18 protein-coding genes are annotated in these 19,849 nt (G+C 74.1%); 10 read left to right on the top strand and 8 right to left on the bottom strand.

Translation table 11 applies throughout. From position 1 onward, the window contains the following. Positions 1–13 precede the first annotated feature (13 nt). From ACQY0Z_RS09385 to ACQY0Z_RS09375, 3 genes are all read left to right on the top strand, one after another. Positions 14–409, top strand: coding sequence for a nitroreductase/quinone reductase family protein (locus ACQY0Z_RS09385; protein ID WP_189896103.1), 396 nt, complete (start codon positions 14–16; stop codon positions 407–409). Positions 410–534: 125 nt separating this feature from the next. Beyond that, positions 535–3,492: an AfsR/SARP family transcriptional regulator gene (locus ACQY0Z_RS09380; protein WP_189896105.1), complete on the top strand. Its 2,958-nt coding sequence runs from the start codon at positions 535–537 to the stop codon at positions 3,490–3,492. A gap of 253 nt (positions 3,493–3,745) precedes the next feature. Next, entirely contained in the window at positions 3,746–3,934 is a 189-nt protein-coding gene (locus ACQY0Z_RS09375; RefSeq protein WP_019524593.1) for a hypothetical protein, read from the top strand. Between the two features lie 131 nt (positions 3,935–4,065). On the opposite strand, the gene ACQY0Z_RS09370 is transcribed toward ACQY0Z_RS09375, so the two are convergent. From ACQY0Z_RS09370 to ACQY0Z_RS09360, 3 genes are all read right to left on the bottom strand, one after another. Further along, entirely contained in the window at positions 4,066–4,599 is a 534-nt protein-coding gene (locus ACQY0Z_RS09370; RefSeq protein WP_347225118.1) for a hypothetical protein, read from the bottom strand. A gap of 202 nt (positions 4,600–4,801) precedes the next feature. Then, complete coding sequence (locus tag ACQY0Z_RS09365) at positions 4,802–7,162, bottom strand: outer membrane protein assembly factor BamB family protein (protein ID WP_189896109.1); 2,361 nt, start codon at positions 7,160–7,162, stop codon at positions 4,802–4,804. Between the two features lie 222 nt (positions 7,163–7,384). Beyond that, positions 7,385–8,107 carry a VOC family protein gene (locus tag ACQY0Z_RS09360; protein WP_439812089.1) on the bottom strand — a complete coding sequence of 241 codons (723 nt, stop codon included), beginning with the start codon at positions 8,105–8,107 and terminating at the stop codon, positions 7,385–7,387. 134 nt (positions 8,108–8,241) lie between these two features. Here ACQY0Z_RS09360 and ACQY0Z_RS09355 point away from each other — a divergent pair, with 134 nt between their 5' ends. The 3 genes from ACQY0Z_RS09355 to ACQY0Z_RS09345 all read left to right on the top strand — a co-directional run bounded on the left by ACQY0Z_RS09355 (position 8,242) and on the right by ACQY0Z_RS09345 (position 10,220). Further along, positions 8,242–8,877, top strand: coding sequence for a TetR family transcriptional regulator (locus ACQY0Z_RS09355; RefSeq protein ID WP_019524577.1), 636 nt, complete (start codon positions 8,242–8,244; stop codon positions 8,875–8,877). A 218-nt stretch (positions 8,878–9,095) separates the two neighbouring features. Further along, positions 9,096–9,521 carry a pyridoxamine 5'-phosphate oxidase family protein gene (locus ACQY0Z_RS09350; protein ID WP_189896112.1) on the top strand — a complete coding sequence of 142 codons (426 nt, stop codon included), beginning with the start codon at positions 9,096–9,098 and terminating at the stop codon, positions 9,519–9,521. A gap of 15 nt (positions 9,522–9,536) precedes the next feature. Next, positions 9,537–10,220, top strand: a complete 684-nt coding sequence (locus ACQY0Z_RS09345) for a pyridoxine/pyridoxamine 5'-phosphate oxidase (protein WP_189896114.1) — start codon at positions 9,537–9,539, stop codon at positions 10,218–10,220. 163 nt (positions 10,221–10,383) lie between these two features. Here the strand turns inward: ACQY0Z_RS09345 and ACQY0Z_RS09340 are convergent, their stop codons facing one another. Next, positions 10,384–10,983 carry a GNAT family N-acetyltransferase gene (locus tag ACQY0Z_RS09340; RefSeq protein WP_439812088.1) on the bottom strand — a complete coding sequence of 200 codons (600 nt, stop codon included), beginning with the start codon at positions 10,981–10,983 and terminating at the stop codon, positions 10,384–10,386. Between the two features lie 102 nt (positions 10,984–11,085). Between ACQY0Z_RS09340 and ACQY0Z_RS09335 the strand changes: the two genes are divergently transcribed. Then, positions 11,086–12,285, top strand: a complete 1,200-nt coding sequence (locus ACQY0Z_RS09335; protein WP_189896117.1) for a flavin-containing monooxygenase — start codon at positions 11,086–11,088, stop codon at positions 12,283–12,285. A 454-nt stretch (positions 12,286–12,739) separates the two neighbouring features. Here ACQY0Z_RS09335 and ACQY0Z_RS09330 read toward each other — a convergent pair whose 3' ends face one another. Next, positions 12,740–14,047, bottom strand: coding sequence for an MFS transporter (locus ACQY0Z_RS09330; protein ID WP_439812087.1), 1,308 nt, complete (start codon positions 14,045–14,047; stop codon positions 12,740–12,742). Positions 14,048–14,119: 72 nt separating this feature from the next. Between ACQY0Z_RS09330 and ACQY0Z_RS09325 the strand changes: the two genes are divergently transcribed. Next, a complete protein-coding gene (locus tag ACQY0Z_RS09325) occupies positions 14,120–15,160 on the top strand; it encodes a GlxA family transcriptional regulator (protein WP_439812086.1) in 1,041 nt (346 codons plus the stop codon). Positions 15,161–15,577: 417 nt separating this feature from the next. On the opposite strand, the gene ACQY0Z_RS09320 is transcribed toward ACQY0Z_RS09325, so the two are convergent. From ACQY0Z_RS09320 to ACQY0Z_RS09310, 3 genes are all read right to left on the bottom strand, one after another. After that, on the bottom strand, positions 15,578–16,045 hold the full coding sequence (locus ACQY0Z_RS09320) for an ATP-binding protein (protein ID WP_189896466.1): 468 nt from the start codon (positions 16,043–16,045) through the stop codon (positions 15,578–15,580). A 496-nt stretch (positions 16,046–16,541) separates the two neighbouring features. Next, positions 16,542–17,054, bottom strand: a complete 513-nt coding sequence (locus tag ACQY0Z_RS09315; protein WP_189896123.1) for an EF-hand domain-containing protein — start codon at positions 17,052–17,054, stop codon at positions 16,542–16,544. Positions 17,055–17,239: 185 nt separating this feature from the next. Further along, a complete protein-coding gene (locus tag ACQY0Z_RS09310) occupies positions 17,240–17,620 on the bottom strand; it encodes an anti-sigma factor antagonist (RefSeq protein ID WP_189896124.1) in 381 nt (126 codons plus the stop codon). A gap of 361 nt (positions 17,621–17,981) precedes the next feature. On the opposite strand from ACQY0Z_RS09310, the gene ACQY0Z_RS09305 reads away from it, so the two are divergent. Both ACQY0Z_RS09305 and ACQY0Z_RS09300 read left to right on the top strand, forming a co-directional pair. Further along, entirely contained in the window at positions 17,982–18,563 is a 582-nt protein-coding gene (locus ACQY0Z_RS09305) for a sigma-70 family RNA polymerase sigma factor (RefSeq protein WP_189896126.1), read from the top strand. After that, on the top strand, positions 18,560–19,738 hold the full coding sequence (locus tag ACQY0Z_RS09300) for a maleylpyruvate isomerase N-terminal domain-containing protein (protein WP_189896128.1): 1,179 nt from the start codon (positions 18,560–18,562) through the stop codon (positions 19,736–19,738). Before ACQY0Z_RS09305 ends, ACQY0Z_RS09300 begins: the two co-directional genes overlap by 4 nt. Positions 19,739–19,849: the final 111 nt, after the last annotated feature.

Genomic DNA, 19,849 nt, shown 5'->3' with positions numbered 1-19,849 from the left:
GCTCGGCGCCACGATGACTTCTCGCGCCGAACGCAAGTACCGCGTCGCCACGGCCTTCCAGCGCCGCGTCGGGAACCCCCTGCTGCGCCGGATGCCCTTCCAGACCCTGCTGGAGACCACCGGCCGCGTGTCGGGCCTGCCCCGCGTCACACCGGTGGGCGGGCGGCGCGCCGGCGGCGCCTTCTGGCTGGTCTCGGAGTTCGGTGAACGCTCGCAGTACGTGCGGAACATCAAGGCGGACCCCCGGGTGCGGGTGCGCATCCGGGGCCGCTGGCACACCGGCACCGCCCACCTGATGCCCGAGGACGACCCCGTCGCCCGGCTGCGCACGCTCCCCCGCCTCAACAGCGCCGCCGTCCGGGCCGTCGGGGCCGAACTGCTCACAGTACGGGTGGATCTGGACGGATGAGGTCGCACATGTGTGGAGTCCGTGGCGGCCCGCCGTTCCCCGTGTGATCGGTGTCTCGCGAGGCTGACTCATGCGTCAGGAGAAGGCAAACTGGCGTAGTTGCTCGGAATGCATAGGGGGACTGCATGGACGGTGTGCCGCGAGGACCCGAGCAGCGGGGTCCCGGCTCCTCCCCGGAGCCGGTGGCGCTGCGGTTCGGTGTGCTGGGTCCGGTGCGCGCCTGGCATGGCGACGTGCCGGTCGCCACGGGCAGTCCGCAGCAACGCGCGCTGCTGGCCGCCCTGTTGCTGCGCGAGGGCCGCACCGCGACGGCCGCCGAGCTGATCGACGCCCTGTGGGGCGAGGAACCGCCCTCCCAGGCACTGGCCGCGGTGCGCACGTACGCGTCCCGGCTGCGGAAGGTGCTGGACCCGGGCGTCCTGGTCAGCGAGTCCGGCGGCTACGCCGTGCGCGGGCTCGGCGAGGGCGCCCTGGACCTCGGGGCCGCGCAGGAACTGGCGGCGGAGGCGGAGAAGGCCCGCAACACCGGCGACCTGTGCCACGCCCGCGACCTGCTCAACCGGGCGCTGGCGCTGTGGGACGGCGAGACGCTGGCCGGGGTGCCCGGCCCGTACGCGGAGGCGCAGCGCGTCCGCCTGGAGGAGTGGCGGCTCCAACTCCTCGAGACGCGGCTGGACATGGACCTGGAACAGGGCTGCCACGCGGAGGCCGTCTCCGAGCTGACCGCGCTGACCGCCGCCCACCCGCTGCGGGAGCGGCTGCGCGAGCTGCTGATGCTGGCGCTGTACCGCAGCGGCCGCCAGGCGGAGGCGCTCGCCGTGTACGCCGACACCCGGCGGCTGCTCGCCGACGAGCTGGGCGTCGACCCGCGCCCGGACCTGAGCGAGCTGCAGCAGCGCATCCTGGAGGCCGACCCGGCCCTCGCGGAACCGCCCGCCCGGCTGCCCACCGCGGAACCCGTCCCCGTACGTCCGGCACAACTCCCCGCGACAGTCCCGGACTTCACCGGGCGGGCGGCGTTCGTGCGGGAGCTGGGCGAGGTCCTCGCGTCCGCGACCGGCGAGCAGGCGCAGGTGATGGCGGTGTCCGCCGTCGCCGGCATCGGCGGCGTCGGCAAGACCACCCTCGCCGTGCACGTGGCGCACGCGGCCCGGGACGCGTTCCCCGACGGCCAGCTCTACGTCGACCTCCAGGGCGCCGGCGCGCGCGCCGCGGAGCCGGAGACGGTCCTCGGCTCGTTCCTGCGCGCCCTCGGCACCGCCGACTCGGCGATCCCGGACTCCCTGGAGGAGCGGGCGGCGCTGTACCGCTCGGTGCTGGACGGCCGCCGGGTGCTGGTGCTGCTGGACAACGCGCGCGACGCGGCGCAGGTACGGCCGCTGCTGCCGGGCACGGCGGGCTGCGCGGCGCTGGTGACGTCCCGGATGCGGATGGTGGACCTGGCCGGGGCGCACCTGGTGGACCTGGACGTGATGTCGCCGGAGGAGGCGCTGGCGCTCTTCACGAAGATCGTCGGCGAGGAGCGGGTGCGCTCCGAGCGGGAGGCCGCCCTGGACGTGGTGGCCGCCTGCGGCTTCCTGCCGCTGGCCATCCGTATCGCCGCCTCCCGGCTGGCCTCCCGCCGCACCTGGACGGTGTCGTTCCTCGCGGCGAAGCTCGGCGACGAGCGCCGTCGCCTCGACGAACTCCAGGCGGGCGACCTGGCCGTCGCGGCCACCTTCGAGCTGGGCTACGGCGCGCTGGACGCGGCGCAGGCCCGCGCGTTCCGGCTGCTGGGCCTGGCCGACGGCCCCGACATCTCGGTGGCCGCCGCCTCCGCCCTGCTGGACCTGGACGCGGACGCGACGGAGGACCTGCTGGAGTCCCTCGTCGACACGTCCCTGCTGGAGTCGGCGGCGCCCGGCCGCTACCGCTTCCACGATCTGGTCCGGCTCTACGCGCGTGCGTGCGCCGAGCGGGACGAGCAGCCGCCGTCCGAGCGGGAGGCCGCCCGGTCGCGGCTCCTCGACTACTACCTGGCCACGGCGGTGCGCGTGTACGGCATCGAGCGGCCGGGCGACCGGACCGTGGCGCACCTGGAGAAGGGCCGCTTCGAGGGCGAGGAGTTCGACGGCGCGGCACAGGCGCTGGACTGGCTGCACAGCGAGGCGGGGCCACTGCTGGCGTGCGTGCAGCAGTCGCTGGGCCCGGCCATGGTGCGCCGGGCCGTGGACCTGCTGGTCGCCGCCATCGACCTGGCCGAGTCCGGGGTGGACTCCCGCCAGTACGGCAAGACCGCGCGGGCCGCGTGCGAGGCGGCGGCCGCCCTCGGGGACGCCCGCGCCGAGGTGCGGGCCCGGGTCACCGTCGCCCAGGTGCTCAGCCAGGCGGGCCGGTTCGAGGCCGCCGAGGAGGAAGCGAGGCGGGCGGACGCGCTGCTGGCGGAGGCGGACGACCCGTGGGCCAACGGCACCGCCCCCAACCAGCTCGGCATCATCGCCCTGTGCACCGCCCGGTACGCGGACGCCGAGGGCTACTTGCTGCGCGCCATCGACGCCTTCCGCGCCGACGGCAACCGGCCCGGCGAGGCCAGCGCCGTCTGCAACCTCTCCCGCACGCTCGCCTCCATGGGCCGCAGCAACGAGGCCGTCGAACTGGCCCGGCGGGGCGTGGAGATCTACGACGAGCTGGGCATGTCGATGCGGCTGGCGAACGCCCGGTACGCGTCCGGGATCGTGCTCGGCCAGGCGGGCCGCTCCTCGGAGGCGCTGGCCCAGCTCGACGAGGCGCTGTGCATCTTCGCGGAGAACCGCCAGTCGCTGTGGGAAGGCACCACCCACTACCGCATCGCCGAGGTGCACCTGCGGGCCGGACGCCCGGCACGGGCCGCCCGGCACGCCGAACAGGCCCTGGCGATGGGCTGCATCGGCGGCGACTGGATGCGGGCCAACGCCCTCACCCTGCTCGGCCGGGCGCTGGACACCCTCGACCAGGGCGACCGGGCGCGCGCATGCTGGCGCGAGGCGCTGACCCTGTACGACGAGACGGGCTCCGCCGAGGCCGTGCAGGTGCGCCGGCTGCTCGCCCCGCTGTCGGCGGCCTGAGGACGGTCTGAGGGCGGTCTGAGGGGGGCTGAGGAGGGGCTGAGGGCGGCCCCACCGGAGGCGTTCATCGAACGTTTATGGCGGGCTGCCACTCTCATGGAACGGATGCGTCGCGTCGGGGGGCAGGCGGATCCGAGGGGCTCATCTCTACTCTGAGACCCGCTGGAACGCCCGTTCGGCGGCCTTCGGGGGAGTCGCCGAACGGGCCGTTCAACCGCACGTCCCAGTCCACCTGTTGGGGGTTGCACAGATCATGACGGAAGCTACGAACGAGCCGGAGTTCACGACGCAGGACCAGCACGCGCCGACGCCGCCGAGCAAGGACGACCCGGAGGTCACCACGCTCGACCAGCACGCGCCGGCCCCGCCGAGCATCGGCGAGGTCACCACGCTGGACCAGCACGCCCCGGCGCCGCCGGCCCTGGACCGGGACGGCCAGTAAGCCTTCTTCCCACACGGGGACCGGCCGCGGCGGCACGGAGGGGGAGCCGTCGCGGGCGGGTAGTGAGAGGGGCCTTGGTCCGGTGTCGTTGCGACACCGGACCAAGGCCCCTCTCCCATGTGGTGTCGCGGTCAGGCCGCCGGGGCGTAGGAGTCGAGTTCGCACTCGTCGATCTGCGGGAGGCTCGTCTCGTCGTCCACCGGGACCTCGGCCGTGGTGGTCTCGCCCGCCGGGACGAGGACCTCCTCGGTGCCGCGGGTCAGTTCCTCGCCGGCGGCGTCCTTGAAGACCACCGTCACCGAGAAGGTGCCGTCCACCGTGTCGTCGTTGGTGACCTCGACGGTGGCGTACGGCGTCTGCTCGGACGCGCAGTCCACCAGCGTCACGGTGGCCGCGTCCGGGGACGGCGACGCCTCCGAGCCGCCGGAGCCGCTGCTGCCGCTGCCGTACTCGTCGTCGTAGTCGTCATCGTCGTCGTAGTCGCGGTGCGAACCGCTCGACGAGTCGTGGTTCTGGCTGGAACTGCTGCAACCGCCGCCGCTGCTGTCGCCGTCGTGGTGCCCGCTGCTGCCGCCGTGGCCGCGGCCGGTGGAGAAACCGGTGAGCGTGAGGACGACGAGTGCCGAGACAGCGGTGAGCTTGAGTGTCTTCCCCCGAGAAGTCATGACCGCCAGGCTAGCGATCTTTGTGTCACGGCCATGTCACTACCTGGCGACCGTCCCGTACCCGGCGTAGCGTCGGCCCTGAGGGCGGCGGACACCGCCGCCCCCGAGGCGGCCGCCGTCCGGGCCCCTTCCGTGCAGCCGGCACGACGGCCGTCCCGCGCGAAGGCCACGAGAGACGCCGGGCCGCCGGGGCCGCCGCGTCTCACGCCGTCCGCGCCGTGCCCGTGCCCTTCTCCGCGTCCAGCGCGTACACACAGCGGTCCTTGCTGCACGCGTACACCACGCCGTCCCGCACCACCGGCGAGCCGGTGATCTCGCCGCCGGTCGCGAGCTTCCAGCGCAGCCGGCCGTCGTCGGCCTTCAGCGTGTACAGCAGGTGGTCGCTGGAGCCGAAGTGGATCCGCCCCTCGGCGACCGCGGGCGCGCCCACGATCTCGCCGCCGGACTGGAAGCGCCACTTGGGCGTGCCGGTGACCGCGTCCAGCGTGTAGAGGCCCTTGCCGCTGCCCACGTGGACATGGCCCGCGGCGACCAGCACCGGCTCGACCGAGGAGCGCGCCTCCGTGGCGATGCGCCAGCGGTCGCGGCCGTCGGTGGCGTCCAGGGCGTAGACCGTGCCGAGGTAGTCGGCGAGGTACACCCCGCCGCCGGTGACCGCGGGGCCCGGCACGAAGGCGGGCGGGCTCAGGAAGACCGCCGGGGCCTCGAAGTGCCAGCGGACGTGCCCCGAGCCGGCCTCCAGGGCGAGCACACGGGTGCCGGCGCAGACGTAGACGTAGCCGTCGGGCGCGGCGGTGAGGCGGACCGGGACGCCGCCGCACGAGGCCGCGTCGCCGATCGGGTACGACCAGCGCTCCTCGCCGGTGCGGGCGTCCAGGGCGCGCAGCCGGGCGTCCTGCCAGACGTAGGCGGTGCCGTCGAAGAGGGCGGGTCCGGCCTCCGGGGACTCGAAGTCGGTCTGGCAGCCGGTGAGTTCCCACAGCTTCTGCCCCGTGGACGCCTCCCAGCCCTGCACGCCGCCGCCTCGGGTGCCGGTGAGGACCGTGCCGCGGTCGGCCTTGAGGGAGTACACCCAGGCGTCCGTGTTCAGCCGCCACAGGTCGCCGCCCTCGCGGGCGTCGAGCGCGTACAGGGTGGGCCCGTCGGAGGCGTGGATGCGGCCGTCGGCGACCGCCATCGACCAGGCGACGTCCCGCGTCTTGAAGCGGCGCCGGCCGGTGGCCACGTCCAGCGCGTGCACCTCGAAAGAGGTGACGTACACCAGGTCGCCGGCCACGGCGGGCGTGCCCCACACGTCGTTGGACATGCGGAACCGCCAGGGGCGCCAGCCGCCGGGGCTCTCCGGCGGCGCGGCGGGCGCCGGGGGCGCGGGCGCGGCGGCCGGCTCGGCGCCGTTGACGCCGGGGCGGGGCTTGGTCCAGGTCGCGGCCAGGGCGGCGGCGGGCGGGGGCGCCTGCACGGCGGCCGCGCGCGTGTCGGCGACGCGCGGGCCGGGGCCGATGGGCACCGCGGCGCCCGCAAGGCGGACCGGCCCCGTGCCTGCCGCGCCCACGGGGGCCGGCTGGGGCGGGGGCGGCGGGACGACCGGGTCGTGCGGCGGCGGGGGCGGTACGTGCGGACGCGCGCCGCCGCCGCTGCGGCCGCTGTTCTGCGGCGGTCTCGCGGGACGCCCGCCGCGGCGCGCCTCGATCAGGCTGACGGCCCGCTCGGGCAGCCAGGCGGAGGCCGTGCCGCTGTCGTCGGAGCCGGAGCCGAACAGGTGCGGGGCGAGCTGCGCCTGGAGGTCGGCCGGGTTGGGCCGGGCCGTCGGGTCCATCTGCATGCAGGACTCGATGAGCGGCCGCAGCTCGTCCGGCAGGCCCTCGAGGTCCGGGCCCTCGCGCAGCAGCATGAAGACCGTCTCGACGGGGTTGGCGCCGTGGAACGGCGGGTGGCCGGTGGCGGCGAAGACCAGCATGGAGCCGAGGGAGAACACGTCGCTCGCGCCGGTGACGCTGCGGGAGTCCTTGGCCTGCTCCGGGGACATGTAGGCGGGGGTGCCGACGGCGACGTTGGTCATCGTCAACCGGGTGTTGGACACCCCCGAGGCGATGCCGAAGTCGATCACGCGGGGGCCGTCCTCGACGACCAGCACGTTGGACGGCTTGAGGTCGCGGTGGACCAGGCCCGCGCCGTGGATCGACTGGAGCGCCTCGGCGACGCCCGCGGCGAGCCAGCGCACGGCCTGCGCGGGCAGCGGCCCGCACTCGTTCACTATCTCCTCGAGCGAGGGGGCGGGCACGTACGCGGTGGCCAGCCACGGCACGGCGGCGCGCGGGTCGGCGTCCACGACGGCCGCCGTGTAGAAACCGGAGACCGCGCGGGCCGCCTCCACCTCGCGCGTGAAACGCACCCGGAACAGCTGGTCCTCGGCCAGCTCGGTCCGGACCGTCTTGATCGCCACCCGCCGGCCGGACGCCGAGCGCGCGAGATAGACCAGCCCCATGCCGCCGGCTCCCAGCCGTCCCAGCACCTCGAACGGCCCGATTCGCCGCGGATCGTGCTGCGTCAGCTGATCCACCACTTGCCTGCCACCTCCCCGTACGCGTCGCGCCACCACCTGTGCGCGACCGTAGTGCAGCGTCTCACCACCGCACCGCCGTGGCGGCACGCACCCCGATTCTTCCTGTCCGGGCCCCCTGGTGCGAACCGGCCGACAAATCGGGTGTCCAGGTTTACATATGACTCGAATGGACGGTCGGACGGTGTACAGGAGACGGACCGCGGCGGCGCACCGAGCGTACGGTCAGCGCCGCAGCAGCGCGAAGGACGCCCCCTGATTGTCGGTGACGACGGCCGCCGTTCCGTACGACGTCTCGAAGGGCGGAACCTGCGTGCGTCCGCCGAGGCGGGTCACCGTCTCCAGCGCGGGCTCGAGATCCGTCACCGCGAAGTGGACGAGGAGGTGCGGGGGCATCTCTGGGGCGAAGACCTCGGAGACGGGCGCGCGTCCGAAGTCGGGGTCGGCGTCCTCGCCGAACAGGGCGTCGTGGAAGAGGTCGCCGTAGAAGGCGTTGGCCGTCTCCGTGTCGCGTGCGTAGAGCTGCACCCAGGCGAAGGTGCCGGGCTCGTGGCGGCGGCCGAAGCCGGTCGCGGTGCCGGGCTCCCACAGCGAGAACACGGCGCCCTCGGGGTCGGTGACGAGCGCGGTGCGGCCGAGGTCGCCGAACGGCGCGGGGGTCGCGACCACGCGTCCGCCGGCCGCGCTGATACGCGCGCACAGACTGTCGGCGTCCGGGGTGCAGAAGGACACCGTCCACACCGTCGGCAGGCGTCCGTCCGTCTTGCGCGCGAGGGAGGCGACGGGGTCGCCGTCCTTATGCGCCCGGACCGTCCCGGTGGGCTGGTCCTCGAAGGTCCAGCCGAACAGCTCACCGTAGAACCGCTTGCCCGCCTCCAGATCCGGCAGCTGCGCGTCCACCCAGCAGGGGGTGCCCTCCGTGTACTCCGATGCCCTGTTTTCGGCCATGCCGACAACGTAGCCGTGCCGCCCGCACCCCGCCGACCAGGCACACCAGGGTTCTTCGGGGCCCGCACCCCATTTGCAGTCGGCCGAATCGCGCTCCTGAACCCCGTCGGTAAGCTGACGGCATGACAGGACAAGTGCGTACCGTCGACGGCCGCGTGGCCGGCCGACGTGGGCAGGAGACCCGGCAGAAGCTGCTCGACTGCCTCAGCGAGATGCTCAGCTCGTCCCCGTACCGGGATGTCAAGGTCATCGACGTCGCCCGCCGCGCGGGGACCTCGCCGGCCACCTTCTACCAGTACTTCCCCGACGTCGAGGGCGCCGTGCTGGAGCTCGCCGAGACCATGGCGGCGGAGAGCGGCTCCCTGAGCGAACTGGTCGAGGGACGCTCCTGGAGCGGGCGGGCCGGGTGGCAGACGGCGCAGGAACTGGTCGACGGTTTCCTGGAGTTCTGGCGGAAGCACGACGCGATCCTGCGTGTGGTGGATCTCGGCGCCGCCGAAGGGGACAAACGTTTCTCCAAGATCCGTCTGAAGGTGCTCAACGCCGTGGAGGGCTCGCTCGCCGAGGCGGTCTCCGAGCTCCAGGCGAAGGGCCGGATCGACAAGGACGTCAACCCCGGCGCGATCGCCGGGTCCCTGGTCGCCATGCTGGCGGCCGTGGCCTCGCACCAGAAAGGTTTCTCCTCCTGGGGCGTCAAGCAGGCCGAGATCAAACCGAACCTGGCGCTGCTGGTGCACCTGGGGGTCACCGGGCGCAAGCCGACCAAGTAGCGGGCCCGGCCCCGCGCCCCTCCCCGACCTCGCGATTCCTGTCATCCGGGCGGCGGTTCACTCCGGTGGACCGCCGCCTGTCGCGTCCCCGGGGGCGGTCCGGTTCCGATGGTGGGGGCGCGAGGGCGGAACACGCCCGCGCCCGGACGGTGCGGCACCGCACGGCTGCCTGCCGCCCATGTGCACGTCCCGACGCCGACGACGCTGGAGGAACCGCCATGGCCCTGTCCCGTGAAGAGCGCGAGACGTTCCTGTCCGAACCGCGCGTGGCCGCGTTCGCGGTGGACGCGGGCGAGGGCCGCGCCCCGCTGACGGTGCCGATCTGGTACCAGTACGCGCCCGGCGAGGACGTGTGGATCCTCACCGGGCTGCACTCCCGCAAGAACCGGCTGCTGCGGGCGGCGGGACGCTTCTCCCTCCTGGTGGAACGCGTCGAGCCGACCACCCGCTACGTCTCCGTCGAGGGCCCCGTCGTCGACACCTCCCCCGCCACGATCGAGAAGCTGCGGGAGATCTCCGCGCGCTATCTGCCGCCCGAGAAGGTCGAGGGGTACGTCGACTTCGCGTGGAAGAACCGCGGGGAGCAGGTCGTGGTGCGGATGCGGCCGGAGCGGTGGGTGTCGTCGGACCTGGGCTCCATCTGAGCCGACAATCGCTGCATGCAACCGGAACCGGAACCCGAACCTGATCTCCACGAGCTGCTGCGTTCCCTGCGAGTGTGGGACCCGGCCGTCACCGACCTGCGCCCCTTCGACCCGGAGCGGGCCCCCGCGGAGCCGCTGCCGCTGTTCGCGCGGTGGCTGGCGGACGCGGCGGCGGCCGGACAGCCCGAGCCGCACACCATGTCCCTGGCGACGGCGGACGCGGACGGCCTGCCGGACGTGCGGATCGTGATGCTGCACGGCGCGGACGAGCGAGGCTGGTCGTTCGCCACGCACGCACACAGCCGCAAGGGCGGCCACCTCGCCGCCCGCCCGTACGCGGCCCTCGCCTTCTACTGGCCGGTCCTGGGCCGTCAGGTCCGCGTACGGGGCCGCGTCACGGCCGCCCCGCCGGAGGAGGCCCGGGCGGACCTCCAGGCCCGCTCGACGGGCGCGCTGGCGGCGGCGCTCACGGGCCACCAGAGCGGGGTGCTCTCCTCCCCCGAGGAACTCCGCCGTGCCTCGGAGGCGGCCTGGGAGAAGGCGCGCAGTGCCCCGACGACCCCGGCCCCGTCGTGGACGCTGTACCACCTCGATCCGGACGAGGTGGAGTTCTTCCAGGGCGATGCGCAGCGACGCCATGTGCGGCTGCGGTATCGGCGGGAGGGGGAGGGGTGGGTGCGGGAGTCGCTGTGGCCGTGAGGGGGTGCCGGGAGGCTGAGGTGGCCCGACTGGGCCGGCAGCGCGTCGCCGTCGGCGCGCCCAGGTCGGACCGCTGCGGGCGCGAAGGACCCTGCGCCGCGGCGAGGCACGGCCTCCCGCTCCGGGCCCGCCCGACCGTCGATCCGGGTCCCGCCCCGACGCCTCACGGCCCCGTCGGGTCCGGGTCCGTTGCCAGGCGGGCGTGGAGGTGGGTGTCGCGGAAGGCGTCGTGGCGGTTGAGGGCGAACATCGCCCCCCGCAGCGTGCCTTCCGGGCGGAAACCGCAGCGGGTCGCGATGTGGCAGGACGCCTCGTGGCCGGTCGCGTGGCCCAGTTCCAGGCGGTGGAGGGCGCCTTCCGTCAGGGCCCAGTGCGCGGCGAGCAGGACCGCGCGGGTGGCCACGCCCCGCCCCCGGGCCTCCGGCAGGACCCAGTAGCCGATGCGGCCGGCCCGCATGACCAGGCGTATGTCCTCGATGCCGATGTGGCCGAGCGGTGTGCCGTCGGTGGCGTCCGCGACGTGGAAGGAGAGGGTGGACCCGTCCTCGGCGAGGGCGACCCGGTTGCGCAGCGAGCGGCGGGCGCCGGCCAGGTCGTCGACCGGGCGCAGCGGGGTGTTCCAGCGCCGGAACTCCGGGTCGGTGAGGCCGCGCAGCCAGGCGTCCACGTCGTCGTCGGAGTCCGGGTCCCAGGCGCGCAGCAGCAGGCCGTGGCCGCGGAGTTCGGACGGCGGGCGGGGTCGGGTGGGCTGGGGAGAAGACATGGGGACATTGAACCCGCGATCACGACATCATGTGATCATTCCGCAACCAATTCCGGTCTTGACCGAGACCCATCAACCCTCTGCCGGATTACGCTCGCGGTCATGGCCGACTCCTCCACGTCCGCGCAGCCCACCGCGCCCCTTCGGGCGGACCGCCCCGTCCACGTCGTCGGCGGCGGCCCCGGCGGACTGTCCGTCGCGTACGCCCTGCGCGCCCGCGGGGTGCGGGCCGTCGTCCTGGAGCGCTCCGAGCGGGTCGGCGACTCCTGGCGCCGCCACTACGACCGGCTGCACCTGCACACCACCCGGCGCCGGTCGGCGCTCCCCGGCCTGCCGATGCCCCGCCGCTTCGGCCGCTGGCCGTCCCGCGACGACGTGGTCCGCTACCTGGAGAAGTACGCCGAGCACCACCGCCTGGAGATCGTCACCGGCGTCGAGGTGTCCCGCATCGAGCGCACCGAGGACGGCGCCGGCTGGCTGCTGCGCGCCACCGGCGGACGTGAGCTGACCGGCGCGGCGGTCGTCGTCGCCACCGGCTTCAACCACACCCCGCGCGTCCCCGACTGGCCCGGACGGGACACGTACGCCGGGGAGTTGCTGCACGCGTCCCAGTACCGCAACCCCAAGCCGTTCGCCGGGCGGGACGTGCTGGTGGTGGGCGTCGGCAACACGGGCGCCGAGATCGCCGTGGACCTGGTGGAGGGCGGCGCCTCCCGGGTGCGGCTGGCGGTGCGCACCCCTCCGCACATCGTGCGCCGTTCGACGGCCGGCTGGCCCGCGCAGTACTCCGGGATCCTGGTCCGCCGTCTGCCGGTGCCGCTGGTCGACCGGATCAGCCGCCTCCAGGCGCGGGTCGCGGTGCCGGACCTGTCCGCGCACGGCCTGCCCCGCCCGGAGACCGGGCTCTACAGCCGCGTCCTGGAGGGCGCGATCCCTGTGCAGGACGTCGGTCTGATCGACGCCGTGCGCGCGGGCTCGGTGGAGGTGGTCGCCGCCGTGAAGGGCTTCGAGGAGGGCGAGGTGCTGCTGGCGGACGGCGAGCGGATCGCGCCGGACGCGGTGATCGCGGCCACCGGGTACGAGCGCGGTCTGGAGGGCCTGGTCGGCGGGCTGGGCGTGCTGGACGCGCGGGGCAGACCCGTGGTCCACGGCGCCCGCACCCCGGCCGGCGCCCCGGACCTGTACTTCACCGGCTTCACCAACCCGATCAGCGGCAACCTCCGCGAGATGGCCCTGGACGCGCAGCGCATCGCCCGGGCGGTCGCCCGCAGCGGGAAGGCGTCCCGGCTGCCGGGCGCCTGACCCTCCGGGGCGCCTGACCGTCAGGGCGTCCGACCCCCAAGGCTCCTGGCCCTCAGGGCGCCGGCGTCAGCACGTCCGGTCCTCAGGGCGTCTGCCCTTCAGGGCACCTGACCGTCAGGACATCCGGCCCTCACGCTGCCCGCCCCCGAGGCGCCCGACCCGCAGACTGCCGACCCTCGGGCTGCCCGGCCCTCAGGGCACCTGACCGTCAGGACATCCGGCCCTCGGCGCGCCCGGCCCTCAGGGCGTCTGACCCTCAGGGCACCTGACCGTCAGGACATCCGGCCCTCACGCTGCCCGCCCCCGAGGCGCCCGACCCGCAGACTGCCGACCCTCAGGCTGCCCGGCCCTCAGGGCGTCTGGCCGTCAGCACGTCCGGCCCTCGGCGCGCCCGGCCCTCAGGGCGCCAAGACCGTCAGGGCTGACCCGTCAGGGTGCCAGACCCCACAGCGCCTCAGCTCGCCGTCAGCACCACCGGCCGCTTCCGCATCACCAGCGCCATCAGCGCCGCCGCCGCGCACAGCGCGCCCGACGCCAGCCACACCACGTCGTACGAGCCGAACGAGTCCCGCGCGAGGCCGCCCGCGAAGGCCACGATCGCCGCGCCCACCTGGTGCGACGCCAGCACCCAGCCGAACACGATGGGGCTGTCGTCGCCGTAGTGCTCCCGGCACAGTGCGAGGGTGGGCGGCACGGTGGCGACCCAGTCGAGGCCGTAGAAGACGATGAACAGCAGCATCGGCGGGTGCACTGAGGGCGCGAGCAGCAGGGGCAGGAAGAGCAGGGAGACGCCGCGCAGCGCGTAGTAGACGGCGAGCAGCCGGCGTGAGTCGAAGCGGTCGGTGAACCAGCCGGAGGCCACCGTGCCGACGACGTCGAAGACGCCGATGACGGCGAGCAGGGACGCGGCGGTCGTGATCGGCATGCCGTGGTCGTGCGAGGCGGGCACGAAGTGGGTCTGGATCAGCCCGTTGGTGGAGGCGCCGCAGATCGCGAACGTGCCGGCGAGCAGCCAGAAGGGACCGGTGCGGGCGGCCGAGCCGAGCACGGTCAGCGCGCGCCGGGCGGCCCCGGGCACGGGCGCCGGCTTGGGCACGAACTCCTTGGCCCCGTACGGCCTCTGTCCGACGTCGGCGGGGTGGTCGTGCAGCAGCAGCCAGACGAACGGCACCACGGCGAGCGCGGCGAGCGCGACCGTCACGGCCGCGGGCCGCCAGGAGTAGCGGTCGACGATCCATGACAACAGCGGCAGGAAGATCAGCTGTCCGGAGGCGGACGCGGCGGTGAGGATGCCGCTGACCAGGCCGCGCCGCTCGGTGAACCAGCGGTTGGTGACGGTGGCGGCGAAGGCCAGCGCCATGGAGCCGGAGCCGAGGCCCACGAGCAGGCCCCAGCAGAGCATCAGTTGCCAGGGAGCTGTCATCCACACGGTGGCGCCGGATCCGGCCGCGATCACGGTCAGCGCGACGGCGACGACCCGGCGGATGCCGTAGCGGTCCATCAGCGCCGCCGCGAACGGGGCGGTGAGCCCGTAGAGGGCCAGGTTGACGGAGACCGCGGCGCCGATGGTGCCGCGCGACCAGCCGAACTCCTCGTTCAGCGGGTCGATGAACAGCCCCGGCACGGAGCGGAAGGCGGCGGCGCCGATGATCGTCACGAAGGTGACGGCGGCGACGAACCAGGCGCGGTGGACACGGAGGCGGGTCGGCTTGCGGCCGCTCGCGGGCGGCCCGACGTCGGCGGTCTTGCTGGTCGTGGTCACGCCGTACAGCTTCGGGGAAGCATGTCCGCTTCAACGAGTGGCCCGAGGGACAGCATTCGCTAGGATCGGGCCATGTCTTCGCACCCGGTCGAGAGCCACTCCCCCGCCGGTCACCGGCCCCACCGCGTGGTCGTCCTCGCCCTCGACGGCGCGCTGCCGTTCGAACTGGGCATCCCTCACCGCGTGTTCGGCCGCCCGCGGGACGAGGACGGGCGCCCGCTGTACGAGGTGGTCACCTGCTCGGTCCGGCCGCCGGGACCGGTGGAGACGGACGCCGACTTCACCATCCATGTGCCGCACGGCCCGGAGGCCCTGGCCACCGCCGACACGGTGGTCATCCCGGCCTCCTACGAGCTGGGCCCGGTCTTCGAGCGGGGCGAACTGACGGACGAACTCGCCGAGGCGCTCGGCCGCATCCCGCCGACGGCCCGCATCGCCTCCATCTGCACGGGCGTGTACGTCCTCGCCGCCTCCGGCCGCCTCGACGGGCGCCGCGCCACCACGCACTGGGCGGACGCGGAGCGGCTGCAGCAGCTGTTCCCGAAGATCGACGTCGACCCGGACGTGCTGTTCGTCGACGACGGCGACATCCTCACCTCGGCGGGCGTGGCGGCCGGGATCGACCTGTGCCTGCACATGGTGCGGCGCGACCACGGCGCCGCCGTCGCCAACGACGTGGCCCGGCGCACGGTGGTGCCGCCGCACCGGGACGGCGGCCAGGCGCAGTACATCCAGCGTCCGGTGCCGGACCCTCAGCAGGCGTCCACGAGCGGCGCCCGCGCCTGGGCGCTCGGCCGGCTGCACGAGCCGATCCAGCTGCGCGACATGGCGGAGCGCGAGTCGATGTCGGTACGCACCTTCACACGCCGTTTCCGTGAGGAGACCGGGGTGAGTCCGGGGCAGTGGCTCACCCGTCAACGGGTGGAGCGGGCGCGGTACTTGCTGGAGACCACCGAGCTGACCGTGGACCAGGTGGCGCGGGACGCGGGGTTCGGCACGGCCCAGTCCATGCGGGCCCACCTCCAGGCAGCCCTCGGCGTGACCCCGACGGCCTACCGGCGCACCTTCCGCGCGGGTTCGACGCGCGAGGAGGGGGCGGCGGTCGCGGTCTGAGTCCCGCACGCGTCCGCTTGTCCACAGGGTGTGGACAGAGAATCGCCGCGGCGGCGGTGCGGCGCTGCTCGCCCCGAGCACGGCAGCCCCGCACCGCCCTTCGGCTCCGGCGGCCCCGCCAGGTCCCCCGCGCCCGGGAGGCACACGCCGGATCACGACCCACACTCGCCGAGGGCTCCCGTCGCGGCGCCCTCGCCGTCCCCTCACGGCGAATCGCTGACGACCAGAGTCATCACCCGGTCACGGCGCGTCAATACCACTTCGGGGGCGGATACGGCGTTCGCGGCACTTGCCCTGTTCGTCGGCTCGGCGCACGGGAGCACATCCGGCGCACCGCATCACGCACGGCACCGGAGCGCCGTCGCGCCATGCACCCGTGCCTCCCCGAAGACGCGGCAACCGTCGGACGCGGAACGCTCAGACCGCCTCGTACGCCAGCCCGTCATACGTCACCGTGCTGCCGCCGCAGGAGGCGCGGGCGGCGTCGGTCGCGGCGCCGCAGCGGTCGAGTTCGCACCAGATGCGCTTGCCGGCACCCTCGGTGCTCCAGCCCCAGCGGTCGGCCAACCCGTCGACGAGGGCGAGTCCGCGACCGCCGGTCGCCTCGTCGCCCGCGCAGCGCGGCACCGGGGCGCGGCCGCTGCGGTCGGCGACCTCCAGGCGGACGGTGACCTCCTCGGCCGCGTCCGCGCCGGGCAGCGAGAGTCTCAGGACGGCCGGACAGCCCGTGTGCACCACGGCGTTGGTGACCAGTTCGGAGACGAGCAGGATCAGCGTCTCGGCCAGCGGTTCGTCGGCCCCTATGCCGGACCCGGACAGCCGTGAGCGGGCCCAGCGCCGGGCCCGCCCCACCTCAGCGGGGTCGGGCCGGATCTCCAGCTGCACTTGAAGCACCTGCACCGCTCACACCATCCGAACCGGCGGACACTTGGACTCGCGCCTCACGAGGGCCACGATCCTAGCCATTTTCTGCATGGCCAGAACAATGGCCGGGACCGGGGTCACGGACCGTGACTCCCTTGCGGGACAGCATGGTTGACCTACAGTCACCCCAACAAGCGCTTCGGGCATATTCCAGCGCGAAGGAGTACCCGTACGGCATACTGTGCGACGCTTGCCGCGCCGACTCGAACGGAGCGCGGTGCACGGCCCGTTGGCCCCACGGACACCCGCTGGAACGGCGCCTCGGGCAACCGGCCCGACGACGGCCCGGCCGCGGTGGACGCTCACGACGACTCGCATCCCGCACAACGTACCGGAGCCGCGCCCCGACTCCGGGCCGTGACGAAAGAACTCACCCGGCCCGGTGCCGTACGGACGCTCCGTGATCAGGAAAATGCCACGATCGGTGACACGAACGGTGCCGTGAACGCCCGGCGCGTCACTCGGGGACGGTGAAGTAGCGGGCGAACGCGGAGACGATCTCCTCCTCGCCGATCCGCCCGTCCCCGTCGGTGTCCAGCTGCGCGGCGGCCTCCGCCGCCACGTTTCCGTCGACACCGAGCACCTTGAGCACGCGCGCGGTGTTCTCCACGCCGACGGAGGCGTCCCCGGCGGTGTCCGCGACGGCGAGCGCCGCGTGCAGGAAGGGGCGGGCGATCTCGGCGAAGCGCTCCGGGTTGTCCCGCAGCCGCTTGACCGCGCCGGTCACGAACTCCTCGCGGGTGATGCGCTGGTCGCCGTCCCGGTCGGCGATGCCGGCCATGCCCTGCCAGAACGCCTCGGCGCCGACGTACAGGGCCTGGCCCCGGTCGGAGCGGGCCGCGGTGCCGAACTCGGCGAGCAGCGCCTTGGCCGCCGCCATGAAGTCCTCGCGGTCGATGTAGCCGTTGCCGTCCTGGTCGAAGCCCGCGAAGCGGGCAGCGATCCTGCGCTCGTACTCGCTGGTGACCATGTCTTGTTCAGGCCGCCTTAGGTCGGAGGGGTCGTCTCGCTGGGAGCGTACGGGGTGCGGGGGCGCGGGGGAGCCCGAAAGCGGCGCTTGGACCAGGACCGGGGGAACACCGGGACACACGTGTGACACGTGTGAGCGGCACCACGCGCGGACCACGAGGTGAAGGGGGTCACGAGGGCGGCGGCTCAGGCGGAGAGCGGGCGGGCGTCCTCGTCGACGGCGGACGGCACGTCCGGGTGGATCTCGAACAGCCGGCGCACCCCGAGCGCGCCGAGCACCTTGTTGACGTGGCTGCCGTCGGCGGCGCCGCGCGCGGGCAGGATCAGCCGGAGCCGGCCCTGGCAGGAGCGCAGCAGCCGGCGGGAGGCTATGAGCACGCCCACCCCGCTGGAGTCGCAGAACCACACCTCGGAGAGGTCGAGGACCAGCTGGTGCCGCCCCTCCGCCACGACGTCGTGCACCCGCTGCCGCAGCACCGGGGACGTCACCAGGTCCAGCTCGCCGGAGACCCGGAGAACGGCCCATTCGCCGTTCTCCTGGTCGGTCACGTTGAAGGCCACCACCACGCCCCTCGCTCGCCGAAACGGAAGCAATGCCTACGCTTCCTTGCTGCGCGGCTGCCCACCGGCCGTTCCCTGAAACGCGGACCCAGAAACGGTTTCCGAACAGAAGGGGCTTGTTCTGGTCGTAATCGATCCGATTCGATCGGTTCCGATCGACAGGCGACGGGGCAGACATGATCCGCACGGCATGCCACCTGCGTGGGCGACCCTCTACCACGGAAGGCACCGCGAGGGGCGCACATTGCCACAAAGGGGCGTGCACGCACGTGGATGGCGACTACATTCGTGGGCGTCGCCGGTCACACGCCGGACCCGGGACCGACCACCCCGGGACCCGCGGGACGAACAGGGGGTGAGGGGCCGCATGCAGAAGAAGGACGTACCGCCCCGCTGGGACCGCAAGATGCAGCAGCGGCTCGCCCGCGGGGAGGCGGCCGCACTCGGCGAGCTCTACGACCGTTTCGCCTCCCTGGTGCACGGCCTCGCCCACCGCGTCCTCGGGGACGAACACGCGGCCGACACCGTCACCCGTGACGTGTTCGCGCACGCCTGGCAGCACCCCGACACCTACGACCCCCGGCAGGGGCCCCTGCGCAGCTGGCTCGCCGCCCTGACCAACCGGCTGGCCGTGGAGCGGCTGCGCACCACCGAGACCGCCGCGCTCGCCCGGGGCGGGCCCGGCACCACCGAGGACCTGGAGCGCAAGGTCCGGCACGCCACGGTCGCCGCCCGCGCCGACTACATCGTCCAGTCCATGCCGGCGCCCCTGCGGGCCGCGCTGGAGCTGGCCTACTTCCAGCGCCGCGACTACCGGCAGACCGCCGCCGACCTCGGCGTCACCGACGAGGAGGCCCGCCGCCGGCTGCGCCTCGGCCTCCAGTTGCTGGCCACCGCCCACGACGCCGGGACGCCGGGGGCGCCGCCCGGAATGGGAGGTGCCGCGTGAGCGGGCGCCGCCCCGGGCCGTACGACGACCGCGGATCCCTCGCCTCCGCACCGGACGCGCTGCCCACGGCTGCCGAGCACCAGGTGCTGAAGTCGCTGCTCGGCGCCTGGGCGCTGGCCGCCTGCGCGCCCGCCGAGGCCGACGCCGTCGAGGAGCACCTCGGCATGTGCGGGTCCTGCGCGGACGAGGCGCTGCGGCTCCGTGAGGCCGTGGGCCTGCTCCAGCGGCCCGAGAGCCTCGACCTGAACCCGGCGCTGCGCACCCGCGTCCTGGAGACCTGCCTGGAACGCCGCCCGCCGCGCATCCCCGTCCCCGACTGGGCCGCCGCCTACGACACCGAGACCGCCCGCCTCGACGCGCTGCTCCAGGACTTCGGCGACAACGAGTGGCACGCGCCGGTACGGCTGCGGTGGTACGAGGGCGAGGAGGCGAGCAGCCGGCGCACCACCGTCGCCGGGGTGATCGCCCACCTGATGTCCGTCGACGGGCTGGTCGCGGTCGCCCTCGGCCTGGAGGACCCGCTCGGCGACGTCCGGCCCGAGCGGCCCACGCCGTCCGACCGCACCGAGGCGTACTGGCGTGCCGCCCGCTTCCCGCCCACGCGCGCCGTCCGCGGGCCCTGGCGGGAGCAGAGCCACCGGCTGATCCGCACGGTCTCCTTCACCGGCAGCGACACCGGCCGCATGACCGTCCCCTACGGCGACTTCGCGCTGCCGCTGCACGACGCGATGCTGGACCGCGCCTTCGAGTGCTGGGTCCACGCGGAGGACATCGCGGAGGCGGTGGACTATCCGTACGACCCCCCTGCGGGGCGCCATCTGCACGAAATGGTGGACCTCGCGGCCCGTCTGCTTCCCGTGGTCCTGGAGAACCGCCGTCACCACGGGCTGGCGGCCCCCGTGGAGCGGCGGCTGGTCGCCGCCGGGGAGCCGGGGCGGAGTCTGCGGCTGGAGATCGAGGGGTCGGGGGGCGGGGAGTGGCTGATCCCGCTGGACTCGCCCGCGGCGAAGGGGTCGGCCGAGCACGAGGTGGCTCATGTGGCCCTTGACGGGGCGGAGTTCTGCCGGCTGGCGGCCGGCCATGTGCCGCCTCGGGAGGCTGCGGCGGGGCAGGAGGGGGATCGGGAGGCGATCAGGGATGTGCTGTTCGCTGCGGCGAGCTTGAGTCGCATGTAGGGCGCGGGCGGCTGATCCGCGGTTTCGCGCAGTTCCCCGCGCCCCTGTGGGCCGCCGGTCCGTCGCCGGGCGCAGGTACGTCCTGGTTCCTCGCGCCGTTCCCCGCGCCCC

Source organism: Streptomyces sp. P9-2 (assembly GCF_051903975.1).
Lineage (GTDB): Bacteria > Actinomycetota > Actinomycetes > Streptomycetales > Streptomycetaceae > Streptomyces > Streptomyces cellulosae.
The sequence above is the reverse complement of the archived record's forward strand: the minus strand, read 5'-3'. Positions and strand labels throughout refer to the sequence as shown.